The sequence below is a fragment of the Nocardioides scoriae genome (genome assembly GCF_900104965.1).
Taxonomy (GTDB): domain Bacteria; phylum Actinomycetota; class Actinomycetes; order Propionibacteriales; family Nocardioidaceae; genus Marmoricola; species Marmoricola scoriae.
Map to the genome: position 1 here is coordinate 3,809,976 of NZ_LT629757.1, position 18,184 is coordinate 3,828,159.

Genomic DNA, 18,184 nt, shown 5'->3' on the forward strand with positions numbered 1-18,184 from the left:
GGTGAGGGTCGAGGTGCCCGCGACCAGCGCCAACCTCGGTCCCGGCTTCGACTGCCTCGGCCTCGCGCTCGAGCTCTGCGACACCCTCGTCGGCGAGGTGCTGCCGTCCGGCCTCGAGGTGCTGGTCGAGGGCGAGGGGGCCGACGAGGTCCCGCTCGACGACCGCCACCTCGTCGTGCGCGCGATGCGGGCGCTGTGGGCCACCCTCGGTGAGCAGCCGCCTGGCCTGCGGCTGACCTGCCGCAACCGGCTGCCGCACAGCCGCGGCCTCGGGTCGTCGTCGGCGGCGATCGTGGGCGGCCTGGTGCTGGCCCGCGGCCTGGTCGTGGACGGTGACCAGCGGGTCGACGACACCGAGCTGCTCCACCTCGCCAACGAGCTCGAGGGCCACCCGGACAACGTGGCCCCGGCCCTGCTCGGCGGCCTCGTGGTCTCGGGCCAGGCCGACGACGACGTCTGGGCGCAGCGGGTGCCGCTGGACCCCCGCGTCGCGGCCGTGGTGCTGGTGCCGCCGCACGGCGTGCGCACCGACGTGGCGCGGGGACTGCTGCCCGCCCAGGTGCCGCACGCCGAGGCCGCCGCCAACACCGGGCGCGCCGCGCTGCTCGTCGCGGCGCTGGCGGGGGAGCCGTCGCTGCTGCTCCGCGGCACCGAGGACTTCCTCCACCAGCGCCAGCGGGAGCCCGCGATGCCCGAGTCGTGGGCCCTGGTGGAGCGGCTGCGCGCCGCCGGGACGCCCGCCGTGATCTCCGGTGCCGGTCCGACGGTGCTGGCCTTCGTGGTCGACTCCGTGCCTGGTCAGAGCGCTGTGGACGACCTGCTCGCCCAGGCTCCGGACGGCTGGCGGGCGCTGTTCCAGCGGCCCGGTGGCGCCGGTGCCCGCGTGCTACATTGACCGCGCGTCACGACCGGCGACCGGGCCGACAGGCACCAGGGAACCGACGCATCGCGACGTCACACCGGCTTCTTCCACGCTCTCGGGCGGCCCTCGCGCACCTCACGTGCGCCAGGTCCCTCCTGTGTGGCCGGTAGCAACGACCACGCACGCCGCGGCGCACTGCCGCCGCAGCCGAGCAGGGGGAGGACCCCACATGACCGAGACCACCGACACCGCTCCCGACGCCTCGTCGGACCAGCCCGCCTCCGGGCGGCGCAAGAGCGGCCTCGACGCCATGCTGCTGCCCGAGCTCAAGCAGCTCGCCGGCGGGCTCGGCATCAAGGTGTCCGGCCTGCGCAAGGGTGCGATCGTCGACGCGATCAAGGCGCATCAGGCGCCCCAGCGGAGCGAGCGCCCCGAGCAGCGCCCCAACCAGCGCCCCGGCCAGGCGCAGGAGCGGGCCGACCGCCCCGAGCAGGGCGCCGGCGAGCGCCGCGGCCGACGGTCCCAGGACCGCCCCTCGGAGCAGCCGACCCAGCGCCCGACCGAGCGCCCGACCGAGCAGCCGGCCGAGAGGCCCGCCGAGCAGCCGGCCGCGTCCTCGCCGCCGGCCGCCGAGGCGTCGGCTGCCGGCCGTGACCAGGCCCCCGAGCAGGGTCCCGAGCAGGGTTCCCGCCGTCGCCGCCAGGGCGGTCAGGGCAGCGGTCAGGGCGGCCAGCCGGGCGAGGAGCCCCGCGAGGGCGACCCGTCGCGCCAGGAGGGCGCCGGCCAGCGTCGCCGCGACCGCCAGAACGCCCAGCAGGACAACGGCCAGCGGAACAACGGCCAGCAGGACAACGGCCAGCGGAACAACGGCCAGCAGGACGGCGACCGCCGCGGCCAGAACACCCAGGACAACCGTGACAACGGCTCGCAGGACGACGACCGCCGCACCCGGAACAGCGACCGCGGCAACCAGGGCAACCAGGGCAACGACCGCGGCAACCAGGGCAACGACCGCGGCAACCAGGGCAACGACCGCGGCAACCAGGGCGGCAACGACCGCAACGACCGCTCCAACGACCGGGCCAACGACCGCTCCAACGACCGGGACGACGACGAGGACGGCGGCAGCCGCCGCAACCGCCGCCGTCGGGGCCGCGACCGCCAGACCACCGGGCCGGCGCCCACCACCGCGCGCAGCAGCAGCCGCAACGAGCCCGACCTGCAGATCCTCGAGGACGACGTGCTCACGCCGTGCGCGGGCATCCTCGACCTGATGGACAACTACGCCTTCGTGCGCACGAGCGGCTACTTGCCCGGCACCGACGACGTCTACGTCTCGATGTCCATGGTCCGCCGCTACGGCCTGCGCCGCGGCGACGCCGTCACCGGCCAGGTCCGGCAGCCGCGGGAGGGGGAGCGCAAGGAGAAGTTCAACCCGCTGGTGCGCCTCGACAGCGTCAACGGGGCCGACCCGGAGACGGCGCGCTCGCGCACGGAGTTCGCCAAGCTGACCCCGCTCTACCCCTCCGAGCGGCTGCGCCTGGAGACCACGTCGAGCAACCTCATCGGTCGCGTCATCGACCTCGCGGCACCGATCGGCAAGGGCCAGCGCGGCCTGGTCGTGTCGCCGGCCAAGGCCGGCAAGACGACGGTGCTGCAGTCCCTGGCGGAGTCGATCACGACCAACAACCCCGAGTGCCACCTCATGGTGGTCCTCGTCGACGAGCGCCCCGAGGAGGTCACCGACTTCGAGCGCTCGGTCAAGGGCGAGGTCATCAGCTCGACCTTCGACCGGCCGGCCGTCGACCACACCATCGTCGCCGAGCTCGCCATCGAGCGGGCCAAGCGGCTGGTCGAGCTCGGCCACGACGTCGTCGTGCTGCTCGACGGCCTGACCCGGCTGGGCCGGGCGTACAACCTGGCCTCGCCGGCCAGCGGCCGGATCCTCTCCGGCGGCGTGGACTCGGCGGCGCTGCACCCGCCCAAGCGCTTCTTCGGCGCCGCCCGCAACATCGAGAACGGCGGCTCGCTCACCATCATCGCGACCGCGCTCGTCGAGAGCGGCTCCAAGGTCGACGAGGTGATCTTCGAGGAGCTCAAGGGCACCGGCAACATGGAGGTCCGGCTGCGCAGCGACTTCGCGGACCAGCGCAGCTTCCCCGCCATCGACGCCGTCCGCTCGGGGACCCGCCGCGAGGAGCTCCTGATGAGCCAGGAGGAGCTGGCCATCGTGTGGAAGCTGCGCCGCGTGCTCTCGGGCCTGGACCCCCAGCGGGCGCAGGAGCTGCTCCTGGGGCGGCTGCGGTCCTCCCAGAACAACCTCGAGTTCCTCGTGTCGGTCCAGAAGTCGACCCCGGAGTCCCTCGCCCAGGGAGACTGACCCCCGGCGCCGCGTCCGATTTGCCCGCGGGAACCGGCTGATGTGGATATGCTCTCCGAGACGTGTCCTGTGACTTCGAGGGGAACCAATGGCTCGCATCGTGATCGCCGACGACGACGCGGACATCCGCGAGCTCGTCGTCTTCAAGCTGCGCCACGGGGGGCACGACGTCGTGCCGGTCGGTGACGGCGCCGCTGCGGTCGAGGCGTGCAGCGCGGAGAAGCCCGACCTGGTCATCCTCGACGTGATGATGCCGGGCATGAGCGGCCTCGACGCCGCGCGCGCCCTGCGCCAGGACGCCTCGATGGACGGCCTGCCGATCATCATGCTGACGGCCCGGGCCCAGGAGTCCGACATCGAGCAGGGGTTCGAGGCGGGGGCGGACGACTACATCGTCAAGCCCTTCAGCCCGCGGGAGCTCGCCTCCCGCGTCTCGGCCGTCCTCGCCCGCAGCCGCTGATCGCATGACGTCCCTCGGAGCCGAGGGGTGATGCCGGGCAGCGTCCCGGACACGGGCGGCTTCCTCCGCCTCAGCTGGTGGCTGCTCGTCGTCTTCGTGGTGCTCGCGGTCGTGGTGTTCGTGCTGCTCGTGGTGATCCGCGCCGTCCGCGACGTCGTCGCCGACCGTCGCACCCGCGCGGCCGACCTGACGCGACTGCAGATCTTCGACCTCGTCATGGGCGAGGCCGAGGAGTCCGGCGCCGCGGCGCAGCAGCTGGGCGCCCTGCGCGGGCGCGAGCAGGACCGCGTCGAGCGCCAGATCTTCGAGATGCTGCCCAAGCTCAAGGGCGACTCGCGCGACCAGCTGGTGCAGCTGCTGCTGGCGCAGGGGGCCGAGGCCCACGCCCTGGCCCAGGTCGCCTCGCGGTCGGCCGTGCGCCGCTGCCGCGGCGCCTTCGCCCTCGGCATGCTCGGGCTCCGGGTCCACCTCGACCGGGTGGTGGCCCTGCTCGACGACCCCAGCTTCCTGGTGCGGCGGGTCGCGGTCCGGGCGCTCGGCAACATGGGCGACCCCCGGGCGGTGCGCCCCCTGCTGGTGCTCGGCGAGCGCGACACCCGCCTGACCCGCGACCTCACCTACGCGCTGGACCGGCTCGGTCCCGAGGCGGCACCCGAGCTGCGCGCCGTGCTCGCCCAGGAGCTGCGCTCCGGCGAGCACCTCCACCTCGACCCGGCGGCCGCCGTGCTCGGCCTGATCGGCGACCGCGAGGCCGTCGAGGTGCTCACCGAGGGCCTCGTCTCGGCCAACCCGTCGTTCGCTGGAGCCTGCGCCGAGGCGCTGGGCCGCATCGGCGCCCCGGAGAGCATCCCCGCCCTGGTCGAGGCGCTGCTCGACCCCCGCCCCAACGTCCGCGCCGGGGCGGCCCACGCCCTGGGCTCGATCGGCTCCTCGGTGGCGGTCGACAGCCTGGCCGACGTGGTCGACGAGCAGGAGCCGCAGGTGTCCCGGCAGGCGGCGCGGGCCCTGCTCGAGCTCGGCCCCGGTGGCCGGGCGATGCTGGAGGCCAGCTCCTCGCCGTACGCCGTGGAGGCGCTCGCGCTCGACGCGATCCGGGGGGCACGCGGATGACCACCCTGCTGTGGCTGCTGGGCTGGTTCTTCATCGCCTACTCCGTGGCCATCAACGCCAGCTTCATCGTGCTCTCGCTGCTCGCGATGGGCGACTTCGCGGCGTACCGGCGCAAGGTCCGGTTCGCGGCGTACGACGAGAGCTTCGCCGAGCCCCTGGCCCGCGGCGTCTCCGTGCTGATGCCGGCGTACGACGAGGAGCTGACGATCGTGGCCTCGGTGCAGGCCATGACCTCGCTGCGCTACCCGGACTTCGAGGTCATCGTCATCGACGACGGCTCCCGCGACTCGACCGTCGCGACCATGGTCGAGGCGTTCGACATGGTCGAGCTGCCCCTGGCCCAGGCGCCGATGGTGGCCACCAAGGGCGAGGTGCTGCGCTGCTACGTCAGCACCCGCGGCGCGATGGACCTGCTCCTGGTCTGCAAGGCCAACGGCGGCAAGGCCGACGCGCTCAACACGGGCATCAACGTGGCCCGCAAGGAGCTGGTCTGCATGGTCGACGCCGACTCGCTGCTCGACCCCGACGCCCTGCTCCACGTCTCGCGCCCCTTCGCCGACGACCCCGAGCGGGTGATCGCCTCGGGCGGCGTGGTCCGCGTGGCCAACGGCTCGACCATCGCCCAGGGCCGCGTCACCGACATCCGGATGCCCACGCGCTGGCTGCCGCGGGTCCAGGTCGTGGAGTACCTCCGCGCCTTCCTCATCGGCCGCGCCGGCTGGTCGGCCGCCGGCGGGCTGCTCATCATCTCGGGCGCGTTCGGCATGTTCCGGCGCGACATCCTCTTCGAGGTCGGGGGCGTGGCCACCGACTGCATCGGCGAGGACGCCGAGCTCGTCGTGCGCCTCTACCGCTGGATGGGCGACAACGACGTCGACGGCCGGATCGTGTTCGTCTCCGAGCCGGTGGCGTGGACCGAGGCCCCCGAGACCGTCGACGTGCTGCGCAAGCAGCGCCGGCGCTGGCACCGCGGCCTGGCCGAGATCTTCGCGCGCCACCGCGGGATGCTGCTCCGGCCGCGCTACGGGTTCATCGGGATGATCACGATGCCGTGGTTCCTGCTCTTCGAGCTGCTCGCCCCCTTCATCGAGGTCTTCGGGCTCGTCTACTTCGCGGTCGTCCTGGTGCTCCTGGGCCTGGGGGAGACCGGCCTGGTCCCGGCCGACTGGGTCAGCCTGCCGGTCGTGGTCGTCCTGCTGTCGACCTCCATCGCCTTCGCCATCGTGATGAGCCTGGTCGCGCTGCTGGTGGAGGAGATGTCCTACCGCCGCTACCGCGGCATCCCCGGCCTGCTGGTCGCGGTCTGGTCGGCGGTCGAGGAGAACATCGGCTACCGCCAGCTCACCGCCTGGTGGCGGATGCGCGGGGCGATCGACGCGTGGCGCGGCTCGGCCCACGTGTGGGGCGACATGAAGCGACAGGGCTTCGACCGCCGCACCTGACGGGCCGTGCTCCGTCAGGTGGGGGAGCGCCCCCGGGAACACGGGGGCGCGGGGCGCTGTTGAGCCGGTGTCGCCCGATTGGCCCCACCGGGGCCGGGGTGGCAGAATCACCCGCTGGTCCGGTTCACGTCCCTCGCTCGAGGGGCGACCCGGCGCCGAGGACGCGAGAGGAACACCCATGCAGAAGGACATCCACCCGAACTACGTGACCACCGAGGTGCGCTGCACCTGTGGCAACACGTTCACCACGCGCAGCACCAAGGCCAGCGGCGAGATCCGCTCCGAGGTCTGCTCCAACTGCCACCCCTTCTACACGGGCAAGCAGAAGATCCTCGACACCGGCGGCCGCGTGGCCCGCTTCGAGGCCCGCTACGCCAAGAAGCAGGGCAAGTAGCACCTCCTGGACCCGGGCTCACCGGGCGACCGGTGTCCCCGGTCCCCTGGCTGACCCGCCACTCCCCGGGCTGCGCAACGCCCGGGGAGTGGCTGTTTCCCAAGGGCCCTTGGGAAACCGCGACCACCTCAGGAGCGCACTTGTTCGACGCCGTCGCCACGCTGGCGCAGGAGCACGCGGAGCTGGAGGCCCGGCTCGCGGACCCCTCGGTGCACAGCGACCCGGCGCTGGCCCGGCGGCTGGGGCAGCGCTACGCCGAGCTCAGCGCCGTCCTGCGCACCCACGCCGAGTGGGAGCAGCTCGGTGACGACGCCGAGGCCGCCCGCGAGCTGGCCGGCGACCCCGACGACGGCGCCGCCTTCGCCGCGGAGGCCGAGCAGCTGGCCGCCCGCCGCGTCCAGGTGGCCGAGCGGCTGCGCCAGCTGCTGGTGCCGCGCGACGCCGCCGACGGCAAGGACGTCATCCTCGAGGTGAAGTCCGGCGAGGGCGGCGAGGAGTCGGCCCTGTTCGCGGCCGACCTGCTGCGGATGTACTCCCGCTACGCCGAGCGCCACGGCTGGTCGACCCAGGTCATCGACGCCACCGAGTCCGACCTCGGCGGCTACAAGTCGGTGACGGTCGCGGTCAAGGCCAAGGGCACCCCGGAGCCCGGCGAGGCGCCGTACGCCCTGCTCAAGTTCGAGGGCGGCGTGCACCGCGTGCAGCGCGTGCCCGTCACCGAGAGCCAGGGCCGGGTGCACACCAGCGCTGCCGGCGTCCTGGTGATGCCGGAGGCCGAGCAGGTCGACGTCGAGGTCCACGACAACGACCTGCGCATCGACGTCTACCGCTCCAGCGGCCCCGGCGGCCAGAGCGTCAACACCACCGACTCGGCCGTGCGGATCACCCACGTGCCGACCGGCATCGTCGCCAGCTGCCAGAACGAGAAGTCGCAGCTGCAGAACAAGGAGTCCGCGATGCGGATCCTGCGCGCCCGGCTCCTCGCCGCCGCCCAGGAGGCCGCCGACGCCGAGGCCAGCGACGCCCGCCGCTCGCAGGTGCGCACCGTCGACCGCTCCGAGCGGATCCGGACCTACAACTACTCGGAGAACCGCATCTCCGACCACCGCACCGGCTACAAGTCCTACGACCTCGACCGGGTGCTCGACGGGGACCTCGAGGCCGTCATCGGCTCCTCGGTCGCCGCCGACATGGCGACCCGGCTCGAGGCGCTCGGCACGTGAGCCGTCCCCGCGCCCTGGTGCGGGAGGCCGCGCTGGTGCTGGAGGCGGCCGGGGTGGCCAGCCCCGAGCACGACGCTGCCGAGCTGCTGGCCCACGTGACCGGCGTGCCGCGCGCGCGGCTGCCGCTGCTCGACGCCGTCGAGCCGGAGCAGGCCGTCCGGTACGACGCGCTGGTGCGCCGCCGCGCGGGTCGCGAGCCGCTGCAGCACCTGACCGGCACCGCGTTCTTCCGCCACGTCGGGCTCGCGGTCGGCCCCGGCGTGTTCGTCCCCCGGCCCGAGACCGAGCTGCTCGCCGGCTGGGCGGTGGACCGGGTGGTGGAGCGGTCCTCCCGCCCGCCGGACGCGGTGGCGCAGATCCGGCGCCCGGTCGTGGTGGACCTGTGCACGGGCTCGGGGGCGATCGCGCTCAGCCTGGCCGACGAGCTGCCGGGTCGCGGCGTCGACGCAGAGGTCCACGCCGTCGAGCTCGGCGAGGACGCCCACGCGTGGGCCACCCGCAACCTCGCCGGCACCGGGGTCGACCTGCGGCTGGGCGACATGGACGGCTCCTTCCCCGACCTCGACGGCCGGGTCGACGTGGTGGTCTGCAACCCGCCGTACATCCCGCTCACGGAGTTCGAGGGCGTGGCCGCCGAGGCGCGCGACCACGACCCCGCCCTGGCGCTGTGGTCCGGCGACGACGGGCTCGACGCGATGCGCGTGCTCGAGCGCACCGCGGCCCGGCTGCTGGCGCCCGGCGGCTGGATGGGCGCCGAGCACGCCGACGTCCAGGGCGACTCGGCCGTCGCGGTCTTCGCCGCCACCGGGCGCTGGACCGAGGTGCGCGACCACCGCGACCTGGCAGGTCGTCCGCGCTTCGTCACGGCGCGGCTGGCACGATGACGTCCGTGACCACCGCGACCCGCTACGACCTCAGCGACGACGAGGGACGCGAGGCCGCGCTGTCGGCCGCGGTCGGTGCCGTGCGCCGCGGCCAGCTGGTCGTGCTGCCCACCGACACCGTCTACGGCATCGGCGTGGACGCCTTCGACGCCGACGGGGTGCAGCGGCTGCTCGACGCCAAGGGCCGGGGCCGCGACATGCCGCCGCCCGTGCTGATCTCGACCGCCACGACCCTGGACGCGCTCGCGGGCGAGCGACCCGGCTGGGTGGCGGGGCTGACCGAGCGCTACTGGCCCGGCCCGCTGACGCTGGTGTGCCGCCAGCAGCCGTCGCTGCGCTGGGACCTCGGCGAGACCCGCGGCACCGTCGCGGTGCGGATGCCCGACGACCAGGACGCCCTCGACCTGCTGGGCCGCACCGGCCCGCTGGCCGTCTCCTCGGCCAACCTGTCCGGGCAGCCCGCGGCGACCACCGCCGAGGAGGCCGAGCAGATGCTGGGCGAGCACGTCGAGGTGGTCCTCGACGGCGGGCCCAGCCGGGGCGGGGTCTCCTCGACCATCGTCGACTGCACGGCCGAGGCGCCCCGCGTGCTGCGCGAGGGCGCCATCTCCCGCGAGGAGCTGCGCGAGGTCCTCGCGGGCCTCGGCGCGACGCTGGAGGACGCGCCGGGTGCGTGAGTACCTCGTGGTCTTCCTCGTGGCCGGGGTCGTGAGCTACCTGCTCTGCGTCTTCGCCCGCGAGGCGGCCATCAGGTCCGGCGCCGTGGCCCGGGTGCGCGACCGCGACGTCCACGCCACGCCCATCCCCTACTTCGGGGGCGTGGCGATGCTCGGCGGGCTCGCGGCGGGGCTGCTGCTCGCCTTCCACCTGCCGTTCCTCTCGACCGCCCAGCCGGCGGTGCTGCACGACTCGCTGTGGGTGCTGGTCGCGGGGGCGATGATCTGCGCCGTGGGCGTGCTCGACGACCTGATCGAGCTCGACGCCCTCACCAAGCTGGGCGGGCAGGTCGTGGCGGCCGGCGTGCTGGTGCTCAACGGCGTCAAGCTCTACTCCGTGCGGCTGCCCGGCGTCGGCCAGCTCTCGCTCGACCCCACCCAGGGGGCGCTGCTCACCGTGCTGCTGGTGGTGAGCGTGATGAACGCCGTCAACTTCGTCGACGGGCTCGACGGCCTCGCCGGGGGAGTGGTCCTCATCGGGGCCGGTGCCTTCTTCCTGTTCTCCTACCAGCTGGCCACCCTCAACGGCGAGACCCTCGCGATCACCGCGGCCCTGCTCTGCGCCGCGATGGGCGGTGCCTGCGCGGGGTTCCTGCCGCACAACTTCTTCCCGGCGCGGATCTTCATGGGGGACTCCGGCTCGATGCTGCTCGGCATGGTGCTGTCCGGGTCGGCGCTGACGCTGACCGGGCAGTTCGCGACCGTCTCGGTGCAGCGCGACGGGGGGCTGGGGCAGTCGACCTTCGTGATGCTGATCCCGGTGCTGCTGCCGGTCGTGATCCTCATCGTCCCGATGGCCGACCTGGTGCTGGCCGTGGTCCGCCGCACCCGCCGCGGCCAGGCGTTCTACCAGCCCGACAAGGAGCACCTGCACCACCGCCTGCTCGAGGTCGGCCACAGCCAGCGCCGCGCGGTCCTCATCATCTGGCTCTGGGCCGGCCTGCTGGCCTTCGGCGGGGTGCTCGTCGGGCTCTACTCCGGGCCGGTGGTCTACGCGCTGCTGGCGGGCGGCTTCGTCCTCAACGTCGCCCTCACCTTCCTGCTGCCGCGGCTCCAGCGTCCCGCGGCCCTCCCGGGGTGACGACGCCGGGCTGACGACGCCCTCGAGGGGTCCACGGGCGGCCCGCGTGGTTGGCGGCGTCCCGCGACCTTGTGCTAGTTTTCACAAGCACCGCCACCCGCCAGATGACAGCCACGTCGCGCACGTGAAAGAGTCATCCGACGACGACGATGAGGCCGCCAATGACGACGACCGTCCGCCCCGACGAGGGGCTCGCACCCCCCGGGCGCCCCGGGGTCGGTTCCGCGGCCCCCCGGGTCCTCGCGGCGGCTGTCTCGTGCGTGGTCGTGACCGTCCTGCTGACGGCCGGCGCCGGTGCCCTGCTCGACGGGCGCTCCGCCGCCGCGGGCGGTCTCGTGGGCGGTGGCATGGCCGCCGCGTTCTTCCTCTTCGGCTCCGCGACCGTCTCCGCGGCCACCCGGCTCGCCCCGCAGGTCGCGCTCGTCGTGGCCATGTCGACCTACCTGCTCCAGGTGGTCGCGGTGCTCGCCGTCTTCGCCGCGCTCACCTCCGCCGGCCTGGTGGGGGACACCCTCGCCGCGGGCTGGCTCGCGGCCGGCGTCATCGCCGCCACCGTGGTGTGGACGGTGGCCCAGATGGTCTTCACGGCCCGCGCCCGCATCCCCCTCTACGACCTCGGGACCCCGCGACAGGTGGGTGCCTCGTGACCTCCACCGACTGCTACGCTCCCGACGCGATGGCCAACCAGGAACCGGCGCAGACGACCCCGTCGAGCGGCGACCCCTGGCACGCCTTCGGCTACCTGGTCTCCGGCGTCGCCTTCTACGGGGTCCTCGGCTGGCTGGCGGACCGCTGGCTCGGGACGTCGTTCCTGGTGGCCGTGGGCATCGTGCTGGGCGCCGTGCTGGGTGTCTACGCCACCTGGTCGCGCTTCACCACGACGGACCCGACCGACGCACCCCCGCCGACCGACACATCGAATCAGGAGAAGCAGTGAGCCTCACCCCGATGCTCGTCGCACGCGCGTCCGAGGAGGGATTTGTCCCGCCCGGCCCGGGCGACTTCAACCTGCCGCCCATCGGTGGCGGGAGCACGTTCGACTTCCTCGGCCAGGAGATGTACGCCGGCGTCACCAAGCCGATGCTGCAGCTGGTCCTCGGTGCGGCGCTCGTCTTCGTGTTCTTCCGCGTGGCCTCGGCCAAGCGCTCGATGGTCCCCGGTCGCCTGCAGTACGTCGGCGAGGCGGGCTACGGCTTCGTCCGCAACTCCCTGGGCCGCGACATCATCGGCAGCAAGGACTTCATGAGGTACGTCCCGTACCTCTTCGCGCTGTTCTTCTTCGTGCTGATCAACAACGCCTTCGGCTCGCTGCCCTTCTTCCAGTTCCCGACCTTCTCCCGCTCCGGGATGGTCTACGGCCTGGTCCTCATCAGCTGGCTCGTCTACAACATCGCGGGCATCAAGGCCCAGGGCGGCCTGCTGGCCTACCTCAAGCACACGACCGTGCCCCCCGGGGTCACCGGTCCGATGCTGGCGCTGCTGATCCCGCTGGAGTTCTTCTCCAACATCCTGGTCCGCCCGCTGACGCTCGCGCTGCGACTGTTCGCCAACCTGTTCGCGGGGCACCTGCTGCTCATCCTGTTCGCGCTGGGCGGTGAGTACCTCCTCGTCCACGGGGCCGGTCTCGTCAAGCCCGTGGGCGTGGTCGCCTGGCTGATGTTCGTGCTGATCGCCTTCCTCGAGGTGCTCGTGCAGTTCCTGCAGGCCTACGTCTTCGTCCTGCTCAACGCGCTCTACATCTCCCAGGCCATCGCCGAGGAGCACTGACCTTCCCCGGGCGACCGGGGAGTGCACGACCCGACAACTGAACACCTCGACAAGCAGAACCAACCGAAAGGACCCAGCCGTGCTTCCTATGGCTATCGACGGCTCCGCCAACATGGTCGGCTACGGCCTCGCAGCGATCGGCCCCGGTATCGGCGTCGGCCTCATCTTCGCCGCCTACATCCAGGGCGTCGCGCGTCAGCCCGAGGCGCAGGGTCGCCTCCAGACCATCGCCTTCCTCGGCTTCGCCCTCGCCGAGGCGCTGGCGATCATCGGTATCGCCCTCGCGTTCGTGCTCTGACGCTCCACCCTGACGAAGGACCGCGCACATGAATGTGATCCCGCTCGCCGGAGGGGAAGGCCTCAACCCCCTCATCCCGCACCCGGTCGAGATCGTTCTCTCGATCGTCGTCTTCGGCATCCTGTACTGGCTGGCGAAGAAGTTCGTCGTGCCCAACTTCGAGGCCACCTTCGCCGCCCGCACCTCGGCGATCGAGGGCGGGCTCAAGGCGGCCGAGACCAAGCAGGCCGAGGCCGACGCCAAGCTCGCCGAGCTGGAGCAGCAGCTCGCGGACGCCCGCCACGAGGCGGCGCGCATCCGCGAGGAGGCCCGCGAGCAGGGCGCCCGGATCGTCGCCGAGATGCGTGACCAGGCTCAGACCGAGTCCTCGCGCATCGTCGAGCACGGCAAGGCCCAGATCGAGGCCGAGCGCCAGCAGGCCCTCGCCTCCCTGCGGGTCGAGGTCGGCTCGCTCGCGACCTCGCTGGCGGGACGCATCGTGGGCGAGAGCCTGGACGACGACGCCCGCTCCTCGCGGGTCGTCGACCGGTTCCTCGCCGACCTGGAGCTCCACAAGGGCTCCCGGGCGGCAGGCTCCACGGGCGGCACGGCCACCGGCAACCCCGGCCCGAGCTGATGGCCGGCTCCGACCTGCGAGGCCCCTCGGCCGACGCGCTGGCCGACCTGGTCGACGAGCTCGGCCAGGTCGCCGGTCGCGGCGCGTCCGAGGGCTCGGACGGCTCCGACCTGTCCCGGGTGGGTGACGACCTGTTCGCCGTCGCCCGGGTGCTGCGGCAGGAGGCGTCGGTGCGCCGCATGGTCACCGACGTCGCCACCGAGTCGGCGGCCAAGTCCGGCCTGGTCCGACAGCTGCTCGGCGACAAGATCGGCGCCGCGGCGCTCGACCTGGTCGCCCACGCCGTCGAGCGCCGCTGGACCCGGTCGCGCGACCTGGCCGACGCGCTCGAGCACGTCGGCGTGGTCGCCGTGGTCGACTCGGCCGGCGGGGAGGCCTCGCGCCTGTCCGACGAGCTCTTCGCGGTGGGTCGCCTCCTCGAGGACGAGCCGGAGCTGCGCTCGGCCCTGTCGGACCCGGCCCGGTCGGCCTCCGACAAGGCGGCGCTGCTGCGCACGATCCTGGAGGGCCGGACCCTCCCGGCCACCGTCCGGCTCGCCGAGCAGGCGCTGTCGGGCACCGAGCGCACCGTCTCGATCGCGATCGAGGAGTACCAGAAGATCGCGGCCGACGCCCACGGGGCCCGCGTGGCCACCGTCCGGGTGGCCAAGGAGCTCTCCGCCAGCGACGAGGAGCGCCTCGCGGCGGCCCTGAGCCGCCAGTACGACCGCCCCGTGCACCTCAACGTGATCCTCGAGCCCGGCCTCATCGGCGGGATGCGCGTGGAGATCGGTGACGACGTCATCGACGGCACCGTCTCCAGCCGCCTCGACGACGCTCGCCGCCGGCTCGCCGGCTGACCTCCGGGTCCACCACCTTCAACTTCGCTTCACGCACCAGAGAGTAGGGATGAGAAATGACGGAGCTTTCTATCCGTCCGGAGGAGATCCGGGACGCGCTGCAGCGCTTCGTGTCGGACTACCACCCGGAGGCTGCCAGCAAGGAAGAGGTCGGCACCGTCGCGGAGGCCGGTGACGGCATCGCGCGCGTCTCGGGCCTGCCCTCGGCCATGGCCAACGAGCTGCTCGAGTTCGAGGACGGCACCCTGGGTCTCGCCCTGAACCTCGACACCCGCGAGATCGGTGTCGTCATCCTCGGTGAGTTCGACGGCATCGAGGAGGGCCAGAAGGTCCGCCGCACCGGCGAGATCCTCTCGGTCCCCGTGGGTGACGCCTTCCTGGGTCGCGTCGTCGACCCGCTCGGCACCCCGATCGACGGCCTGGGCGAGATCGCGGCCGAGACCCGCCGTGCGCTGGAGCTGCAGGCTCCCGGCGTGATGGCGCGCAAGTCGGTCCACGAGCCGCTCGCCACCGGCATCAAGGCGATCGACGCCCTGACCCCGATCGGCCGCGGCCAGCGCCAGCTCATCATCGGCGACCGCTCGACCGGCAAGACGACGATCGCGATCGACACGATCATCAACCAGAAGCAGAACTGGGAGTCCGGTGACCCGGACAAGCAGGTGCGCTGCATCTACGTCGCCATCGGCCAGAAGGGCTCGACCATCGCCTCGGTGCGTGGCGCCCTCGAGGAGGCCGGCGCGCTGGAGTACACCACCATCGTGGCCGCTCCCGCCTCCGACTCCGCGGGCTTCAAGTACCTCGCGCCCTACACCGGCTCGGCCATCGGCCAGCACTGGATGTACGACGGCAAGCACGTCCTGATCATCTTCGACGACCTCACCAAGCAGGCCGAGGCCTACCGTGCGGTGTCGCTGCTGCTGCGTCGCCCGCCGGGTCGCGAGGCCTACCCCGGTGACGTGTTCTACCTGCACAGCCGCCTGCTCGAGCGCTGCGCGAAGCTGTCCGACGACCTGGGCCACGGCTCGATGACCGGGCTGCCGATCGTGGAGACCAAGGCCAACGACGTGTCGGCGTACATTCCGACCAACGTCATCTCGATCACCGACGGCCAGATCTTCCTGCAGTCCGACCTGTTCGCGTCCAACCAGCGCCCGGCCATCGACGTCGGCGTCTCGGTCTCGCGCGTGGGTGGTGCGGCCATGACCAAGGCGATGAAGTCGGTCACCGGTTCGCTCAAGGTCGAGCTGGCGCAGTTCCGCGCCATGGAGGCGTTCGCGATGTTCGCCTCCGACCTCGACGCCGCGTCGCGCCAGCAGCTCGACCGCGGCCAGCGCCTGATGGCGCTGCTCAAGCAGCCCGCCTACTCGCCGTACCCCCTGGAGAACATGACCGTCTCCCTGTGGCTCGGCACCTCGGGCAGCCTGGACCGCGTCCCCACCGAGGACGTCCTGCGCTTCGAGCAGGAGTTCCTCGACTACCTGCACCGCTCGCACGACGGCATCCTCTCGGGCATCCGGGAGAGCCGGAAGTTCGAGGACGAGGACGGCCTCAAGCAGGCCTACGACTCGTTCCTCGACCAGTTCGAGACCTCCGAGGGCAACTCGATCAAGCCCGGCCGCGAGGCCGAGGCCGAGGCCCTCGAGGACGACGACGTCGAGCAGGAGCAGATCGTCAAGCAGAAGCGGAGCTGACCCCTCATGGCCCTTTCGCTGCGTGAGTACCGCGCGCGGATCAAGTCGACCGAGTCGATGAAGAAGATCACGCGCGCCATGGAGCTCATCGCTGCGTCCCGGATCATCAAGGCGCAGCAGCGGGCCCAGGCGGCAGCGCCGTACGCCCGGGAGCTGACGCGTGCGGTCTCGGCCGTCGCGACCTTCTCCAACGTGGAGCACCCGCTGACCACGGAGCCGGAGGACCCCAAGCGGGCCGCCGTGCTCATCGTGACCAGCGACCGCGGGCTGGCCGGCGCCTACTCCTCGAGCGTGCTCAAGGAGTCCGAGCGCCTCGCGCAGAAGCTGCGCGAGGAGGGCAAGGAGGTCGAGCTCTACGTCTCCGGACGCAAGGGCGAGGGCTACCTTCGGTTCCGCAACCGCCCGGTCGTCAAGACGTGGACCGGTCACTCCGACCAGCCCACCTACGAGGTCGCCCGCGAGATCGGGGAGGCGCTGATCGGCGCGTTCCTGCACGACCCCGAGCACCCCGACGACAGCAGCGCGCTGGAGGGCTCCGAGGGCGTCGACGAGGTGCACGTGGTCTACACGCGCTTCAAGTCGATGCTCGTCCAGGAGCCCACCGCCGTGCGGCTGCTGCCGCTCGAGGTCGTCGAGGGCGAGGAGAAGCCCTCCGACGAGGAGCTGCTGCCGCTCTACGAGTTCGAGCCCTCCCCCTCGGAGGTGCTCGACGGACTGCTGCCGCGCTACGTCCAGAGCCGGATCTTCTTCGCGCTCCTGCAGGCGGCGGCCTCCGAGCTCGCCGCCCGCCAGCGTGCGATGAAGTCCGCCACGGACAACGCCGACGAGCTGATCAAGAAGTACACCCGAATCGCCAACCAAGCCCGCCAGGCCGGCATTACCCAGGAAATCAGCGAGATCGTCGGTGGCGTCAACGCGCTGGCCGACGCCAACGCCGGGAGTGAGTGAGAGACATGACTGCCACTGTGGATGAGCACAAGACCCAGAAGGACCAGGGCGGGGTGGGCCGCATCGCCCGCGTCACCGGCCCCGTCGTGGACGTGGAGTTCGCCAGCGACGCGATGCCCGAGATGTACAACAAGCTCGAGGTCGAGCTGGAGCTGAGCGGCGAGAAGCGGATCCTCTCCATGGAGGTCGCGCTGCACATCGGCGACGGCATGGTCCGCGCCGTCTCGCTCCAGCCCACCGACGGCCTGGTGCGCGGCGCGCAGGTGCGCGACACCGGCAACCCGATCTCGGTGCCCGTGGGCGACGTGACCAAGGGCCGGGTGTTCAACGCCCTCGGCGAGTGCCTCAACCTCGAGGAGGGCGAGACGCTGGACGTCCAGGAGCGCTGGGGCATCCACCGCCAGGCGCCCGCGTTCGACCAGCTCGAGTCCAAGACGCAGATGTTCGAGACCGGCATCAAGGTCATCGACCTGCTCACGCCGTACGTCCAGGGCGGCAAGATCGGCCTGTTCGGTGGTGCCGGCGTCGGCAAGACCGTGCTGATCCAGGAGATGATCGCCCGCGTCGCCAAGGACCACGGTGGCGTCTCGGTGTTCGCCGGTGTCGGCGAGCGCACCCGCGAGGGCAACGACCTCATCGTCGAGATGGAGGAGGCCGGCGTCATCGGCCAGACGGCGCTGGTGTTCGGCCAGATGGACGAGCCGCCGGGCACCCGCCTGCGCGTCGCGCTGTCGGCCCTGACGATGGCGGAGTACTTCCGCGACGTGCAGAACCAGGACGTGCTGCTCTTCATCGACAACATCTTCCGGTTCACCCAGGCCGGCTCGGAGGTGTCGACCCTGCTGGGTCGGATGCCCTCCGCGGTGGGCTACCAGCCCAACCTGGCCGACGAGATGGGCCAGCTCCAGGAGCGGATCACCTCGACGCGTGGTCACTCGATCACCTCGATGCAGGCGATCTACGTGCCCGCCGACGACTACACCGACCCGGCCCCGGCCACGACGTTCGCGCACCTGGACGCCACGACCGAGCTGTCCCGCGAGATCGCGTCGCTGGGCATCTACCCGGCCGTGGACCCGCTGACCTCGACCTCGCGGATCCTCGACGCGCAGTACATCGGCCAGGAGCACTACGACTGCGCCATCCGGATCAAGCAGATCCTGCAGCGCAACAAGGAGCTCCAGGACATCATCGCGATCCTCGGCGTCGACGAGCTGTCCGAGGAGGACAAGGTCATCGTCTCGCGGGCCCGCCGCATCCAGCGGTTCCTGTCGCAGAACACCTACGTCGCCAAGCAGTTCACCGGCATCGAGGGCTCGACCGTCCCCGTGGCCGACACCATCGAGGCGTTCAACAAGATCGCCGACGGCGAGTACGACCACGTGGCCGAGCAGGCGTTCTTCATGTGCGGTGGCCTCGACGACGTCGAGAAGAAGTGGGCCGAGATCCAGAAGCAGACCGGGGAGTAGT

Annotated in this window: 19 protein-coding genes; all 19 read left to right on the forward strand. The window is 72.1% G+C overall.

Features of this window, described 5'->3' with window-relative positions:
- Nucleotides 1-13 precede the first annotated feature (13 nt).
- The 19 genes from thrB (at nt 14) to atpD (ending at nt 18,183) form a co-directional block, all read left to right on the forward strand.
- A complete protein-coding gene (gene thrB / locus BLU55_RS18095) occupies nt 14-895 on the forward strand; it encodes a homoserine kinase (protein ID WP_231916948.1) in 882 nt (293 codons plus the stop codon).
- A gap of 196 nt (nt 896-1,091) precedes the next feature.
- On the forward strand, nt 1,092-3,242 hold the full coding sequence (gene rho / locus BLU55_RS18100) for a transcription termination factor Rho (RefSeq protein ID WP_091732627.1): 2,151 nt from the start codon (nt 1,092-1,094) through the stop codon (nt 3,240-3,242).
- A gap of 88 nt (nt 3,243-3,330) precedes the next feature.
- Nucleotides 3,331-3,702, forward strand: coding sequence for a response regulator transcription factor (locus BLU55_RS18105; protein ID WP_056536822.1), 372 nt, complete (start codon nt 3,331-3,333; stop codon nt 3,700-3,702).
- 30 nt (nt 3,703-3,732) lie between these two features.
- Nucleotides 3,733-4,812 (forward strand): HEAT repeat domain-containing protein, encoded by a 1,080-nt coding sequence (locus tag BLU55_RS18110; RefSeq protein ID WP_157682938.1) that lies wholly within the window; start codon nt 3,733-3,735, stop codon nt 4,810-4,812.
- Entirely contained in the window at nt 4,809-6,254 is a 1,446-nt protein-coding gene (locus BLU55_RS18115) for a glycosyltransferase family 2 protein (RefSeq protein ID WP_091732633.1), read from the forward strand. Before BLU55_RS18110 ends, BLU55_RS18115 begins: the two co-directional genes overlap by 4 nt.
- A gap of 178 nt (nt 6,255-6,432) precedes the next feature.
- Nucleotides 6,433-6,648, forward strand: coding sequence for a 50S ribosomal protein L31 (gene rpmE, locus BLU55_RS18120; RefSeq protein WP_091732636.1), 216 nt, complete (start codon nt 6,433-6,435; stop codon nt 6,646-6,648).
- A 140-nt stretch (nt 6,649-6,788) separates the two neighbouring features.
- Nucleotides 6,789-7,871 (forward strand): peptide chain release factor 1, encoded by a 1,083-nt coding sequence (gene prfA / locus BLU55_RS18125; protein WP_091732639.1) that lies wholly within the window; start codon nt 6,789-6,791, stop codon nt 7,869-7,871.
- Nucleotides 7,868-8,755, forward strand: a complete 888-nt coding sequence (gene prmC / locus BLU55_RS18130) for a peptide chain release factor N(5)-glutamine methyltransferase (protein ID WP_091732642.1) — start codon at nt 7,868-7,870, stop codon at nt 8,753-8,755. The genes prfA and prmC overlap by 4 nt, the downstream gene beginning before the upstream one ends.
- Nucleotides 8,756-8,760: 5 nt before the next feature.
- A complete protein-coding gene (locus BLU55_RS18135; protein WP_231916949.1) occupies nt 8,761-9,432 on the forward strand; it encodes an L-threonylcarbamoyladenylate synthase in 672 nt (223 codons plus the stop codon).
- Nucleotides 9,425-10,552, forward strand: coding sequence for a glycosyltransferase family 4 protein (locus BLU55_RS18140; RefSeq protein WP_091732648.1), 1,128 nt, complete (start codon nt 9,425-9,427; stop codon nt 10,550-10,552). Before BLU55_RS18135 ends, BLU55_RS18140 begins: the two co-directional genes overlap by 8 nt.
- A 266-nt stretch (nt 10,553-10,818) precedes the next feature.
- On the forward strand, nt 10,819-11,199 hold the full coding sequence (locus BLU55_RS18145; RefSeq protein WP_157682939.1) for a hypothetical protein: 381 nt from the start codon (nt 10,819-10,821) through the stop codon (nt 11,197-11,199).
- Nucleotides 11,196-11,489, forward strand: a complete 294-nt coding sequence (locus BLU55_RS18150; RefSeq protein ID WP_091732653.1) for an AtpZ/AtpI family protein — start codon at nt 11,196-11,198, stop codon at nt 11,487-11,489. The genes BLU55_RS18145 and BLU55_RS18150 overlap by 4 nt, the downstream gene beginning before the upstream one ends.
- Nucleotides 11,486-12,319, forward strand: coding sequence for a F0F1 ATP synthase subunit A (gene atpB / locus BLU55_RS18155; protein WP_331713579.1), 834 nt, complete (start codon nt 11,486-11,488; stop codon nt 12,317-12,319). The genes BLU55_RS18150 and atpB overlap by 4 nt, the downstream gene beginning before the upstream one ends.
- Nucleotides 12,320-12,407: 88 nt before the next feature.
- Nucleotides 12,408-12,617 (forward strand): ATP synthase F0 subunit C, encoded by a 210-nt coding sequence (gene atpE / locus BLU55_RS18160; RefSeq protein WP_091734233.1) that lies wholly within the window; start codon nt 12,408-12,410, stop codon nt 12,615-12,617.
- A gap of 28 nt (nt 12,618-12,645) precedes the next feature.
- On the forward strand, nt 12,646-13,233 hold the full coding sequence (locus BLU55_RS18165) for a F0F1 ATP synthase subunit B (protein ID WP_091732656.1): 588 nt from the start codon (nt 12,646-12,648) through the stop codon (nt 13,231-13,233).
- Complete coding sequence (locus tag BLU55_RS18170; RefSeq protein ID WP_091732659.1) at nt 13,233-14,072, forward strand: F0F1 ATP synthase subunit delta; 840 nt, start codon at nt 13,233-13,235, stop codon at nt 14,070-14,072. The genes BLU55_RS18165 and BLU55_RS18170 overlap by 1 nt, the downstream gene beginning before the upstream one ends.
- 56 nt (nt 14,073-14,128) lie before the next feature.
- Nucleotides 14,129-15,766: a F0F1 ATP synthase subunit alpha gene (gene atpA / locus BLU55_RS18175; RefSeq protein WP_091732663.1), complete on the forward strand. Its 1,638-nt coding sequence runs from the start codon at nt 14,129-14,131 to the stop codon at nt 15,764-15,766.
- A 6-nt stretch (nt 15,767-15,772) separates the two neighbouring features.
- Nucleotides 15,773-16,714, forward strand: coding sequence for a F0F1 ATP synthase subunit gamma (locus tag BLU55_RS18180; protein ID WP_091732666.1), 942 nt, complete (start codon nt 15,773-15,775; stop codon nt 16,712-16,714).
- A 5-nt stretch (nt 16,715-16,719) separates the two neighbouring features.
- Nucleotides 16,720-18,183: a F0F1 ATP synthase subunit beta gene (gene atpD, locus BLU55_RS18185; protein WP_091732670.1), complete on the forward strand. Its 1,464-nt coding sequence runs from the start codon at nt 16,720-16,722 to the stop codon at nt 18,181-18,183.
- Nucleotide 18,184: the final 1 nt, after the last annotated feature.

Coding starts and splice junctions, on each gene's coding strand:
- rho (WP_091732627.1), top strand. CDS start 1,092: ATGACCGAGACCACCGACACCGCTCCCGACGCCTCGTCGGACCAGCCC.
- BLU55_RS18105 (WP_056536822.1), top strand. CDS start 3,331: ATGGCTCGCATCGTGATCGCCGACGACGACGCGGACATCCGCGAGCTC.
- BLU55_RS18110 (WP_157682938.1), top strand. CDS start 3,733: ATGCCGGGCAGCGTCCCGGACACGGGCGGCTTCCTCCGCCTCAGCTGG.
- BLU55_RS18115 (WP_091732633.1), top strand. CDS start 4,809: ATGACCACCCTGCTGTGGCTGCTGGGCTGGTTCTTCATCGCCTACTCC.
- rpmE (WP_091732636.1), top strand. CDS start 6,433: ATGCAGAAGGACATCCACCCGAACTACGTGACCACCGAGGTGCGCTGC.
- atpE (WP_091734233.1), top strand. CDS start 12,408: ATGGCTATCGACGGCTCCGCCAACATGGTCGGCTACGGCCTCGCAGCG.
- BLU55_RS18165 (WP_091732656.1), top strand. CDS start 12,646: ATGAATGTGATCCCGCTCGCCGGAGGGGAAGGCCTCAACCCCCTCATC.
- BLU55_RS18170 (WP_091732659.1), top strand. CDS start 13,233: ATGGCCGGCTCCGACCTGCGAGGCCCCTCGGCCGACGCGCTGGCCGAC.
- atpA (WP_091732663.1), top strand. CDS start 14,129: ATGACGGAGCTTTCTATCCGTCCGGAGGAGATCCGGGACGCGCTGCAG.
- BLU55_RS18180 (WP_091732666.1), top strand. CDS start 15,773: ATGGCCCTTTCGCTGCGTGAGTACCGCGCGCGGATCAAGTCGACCGAG.
- atpD (WP_091732670.1), top strand. CDS start 16,720: ATGACTGCCACTGTGGATGAGCACAAGACCCAGAAGGACCAGGGCGGG.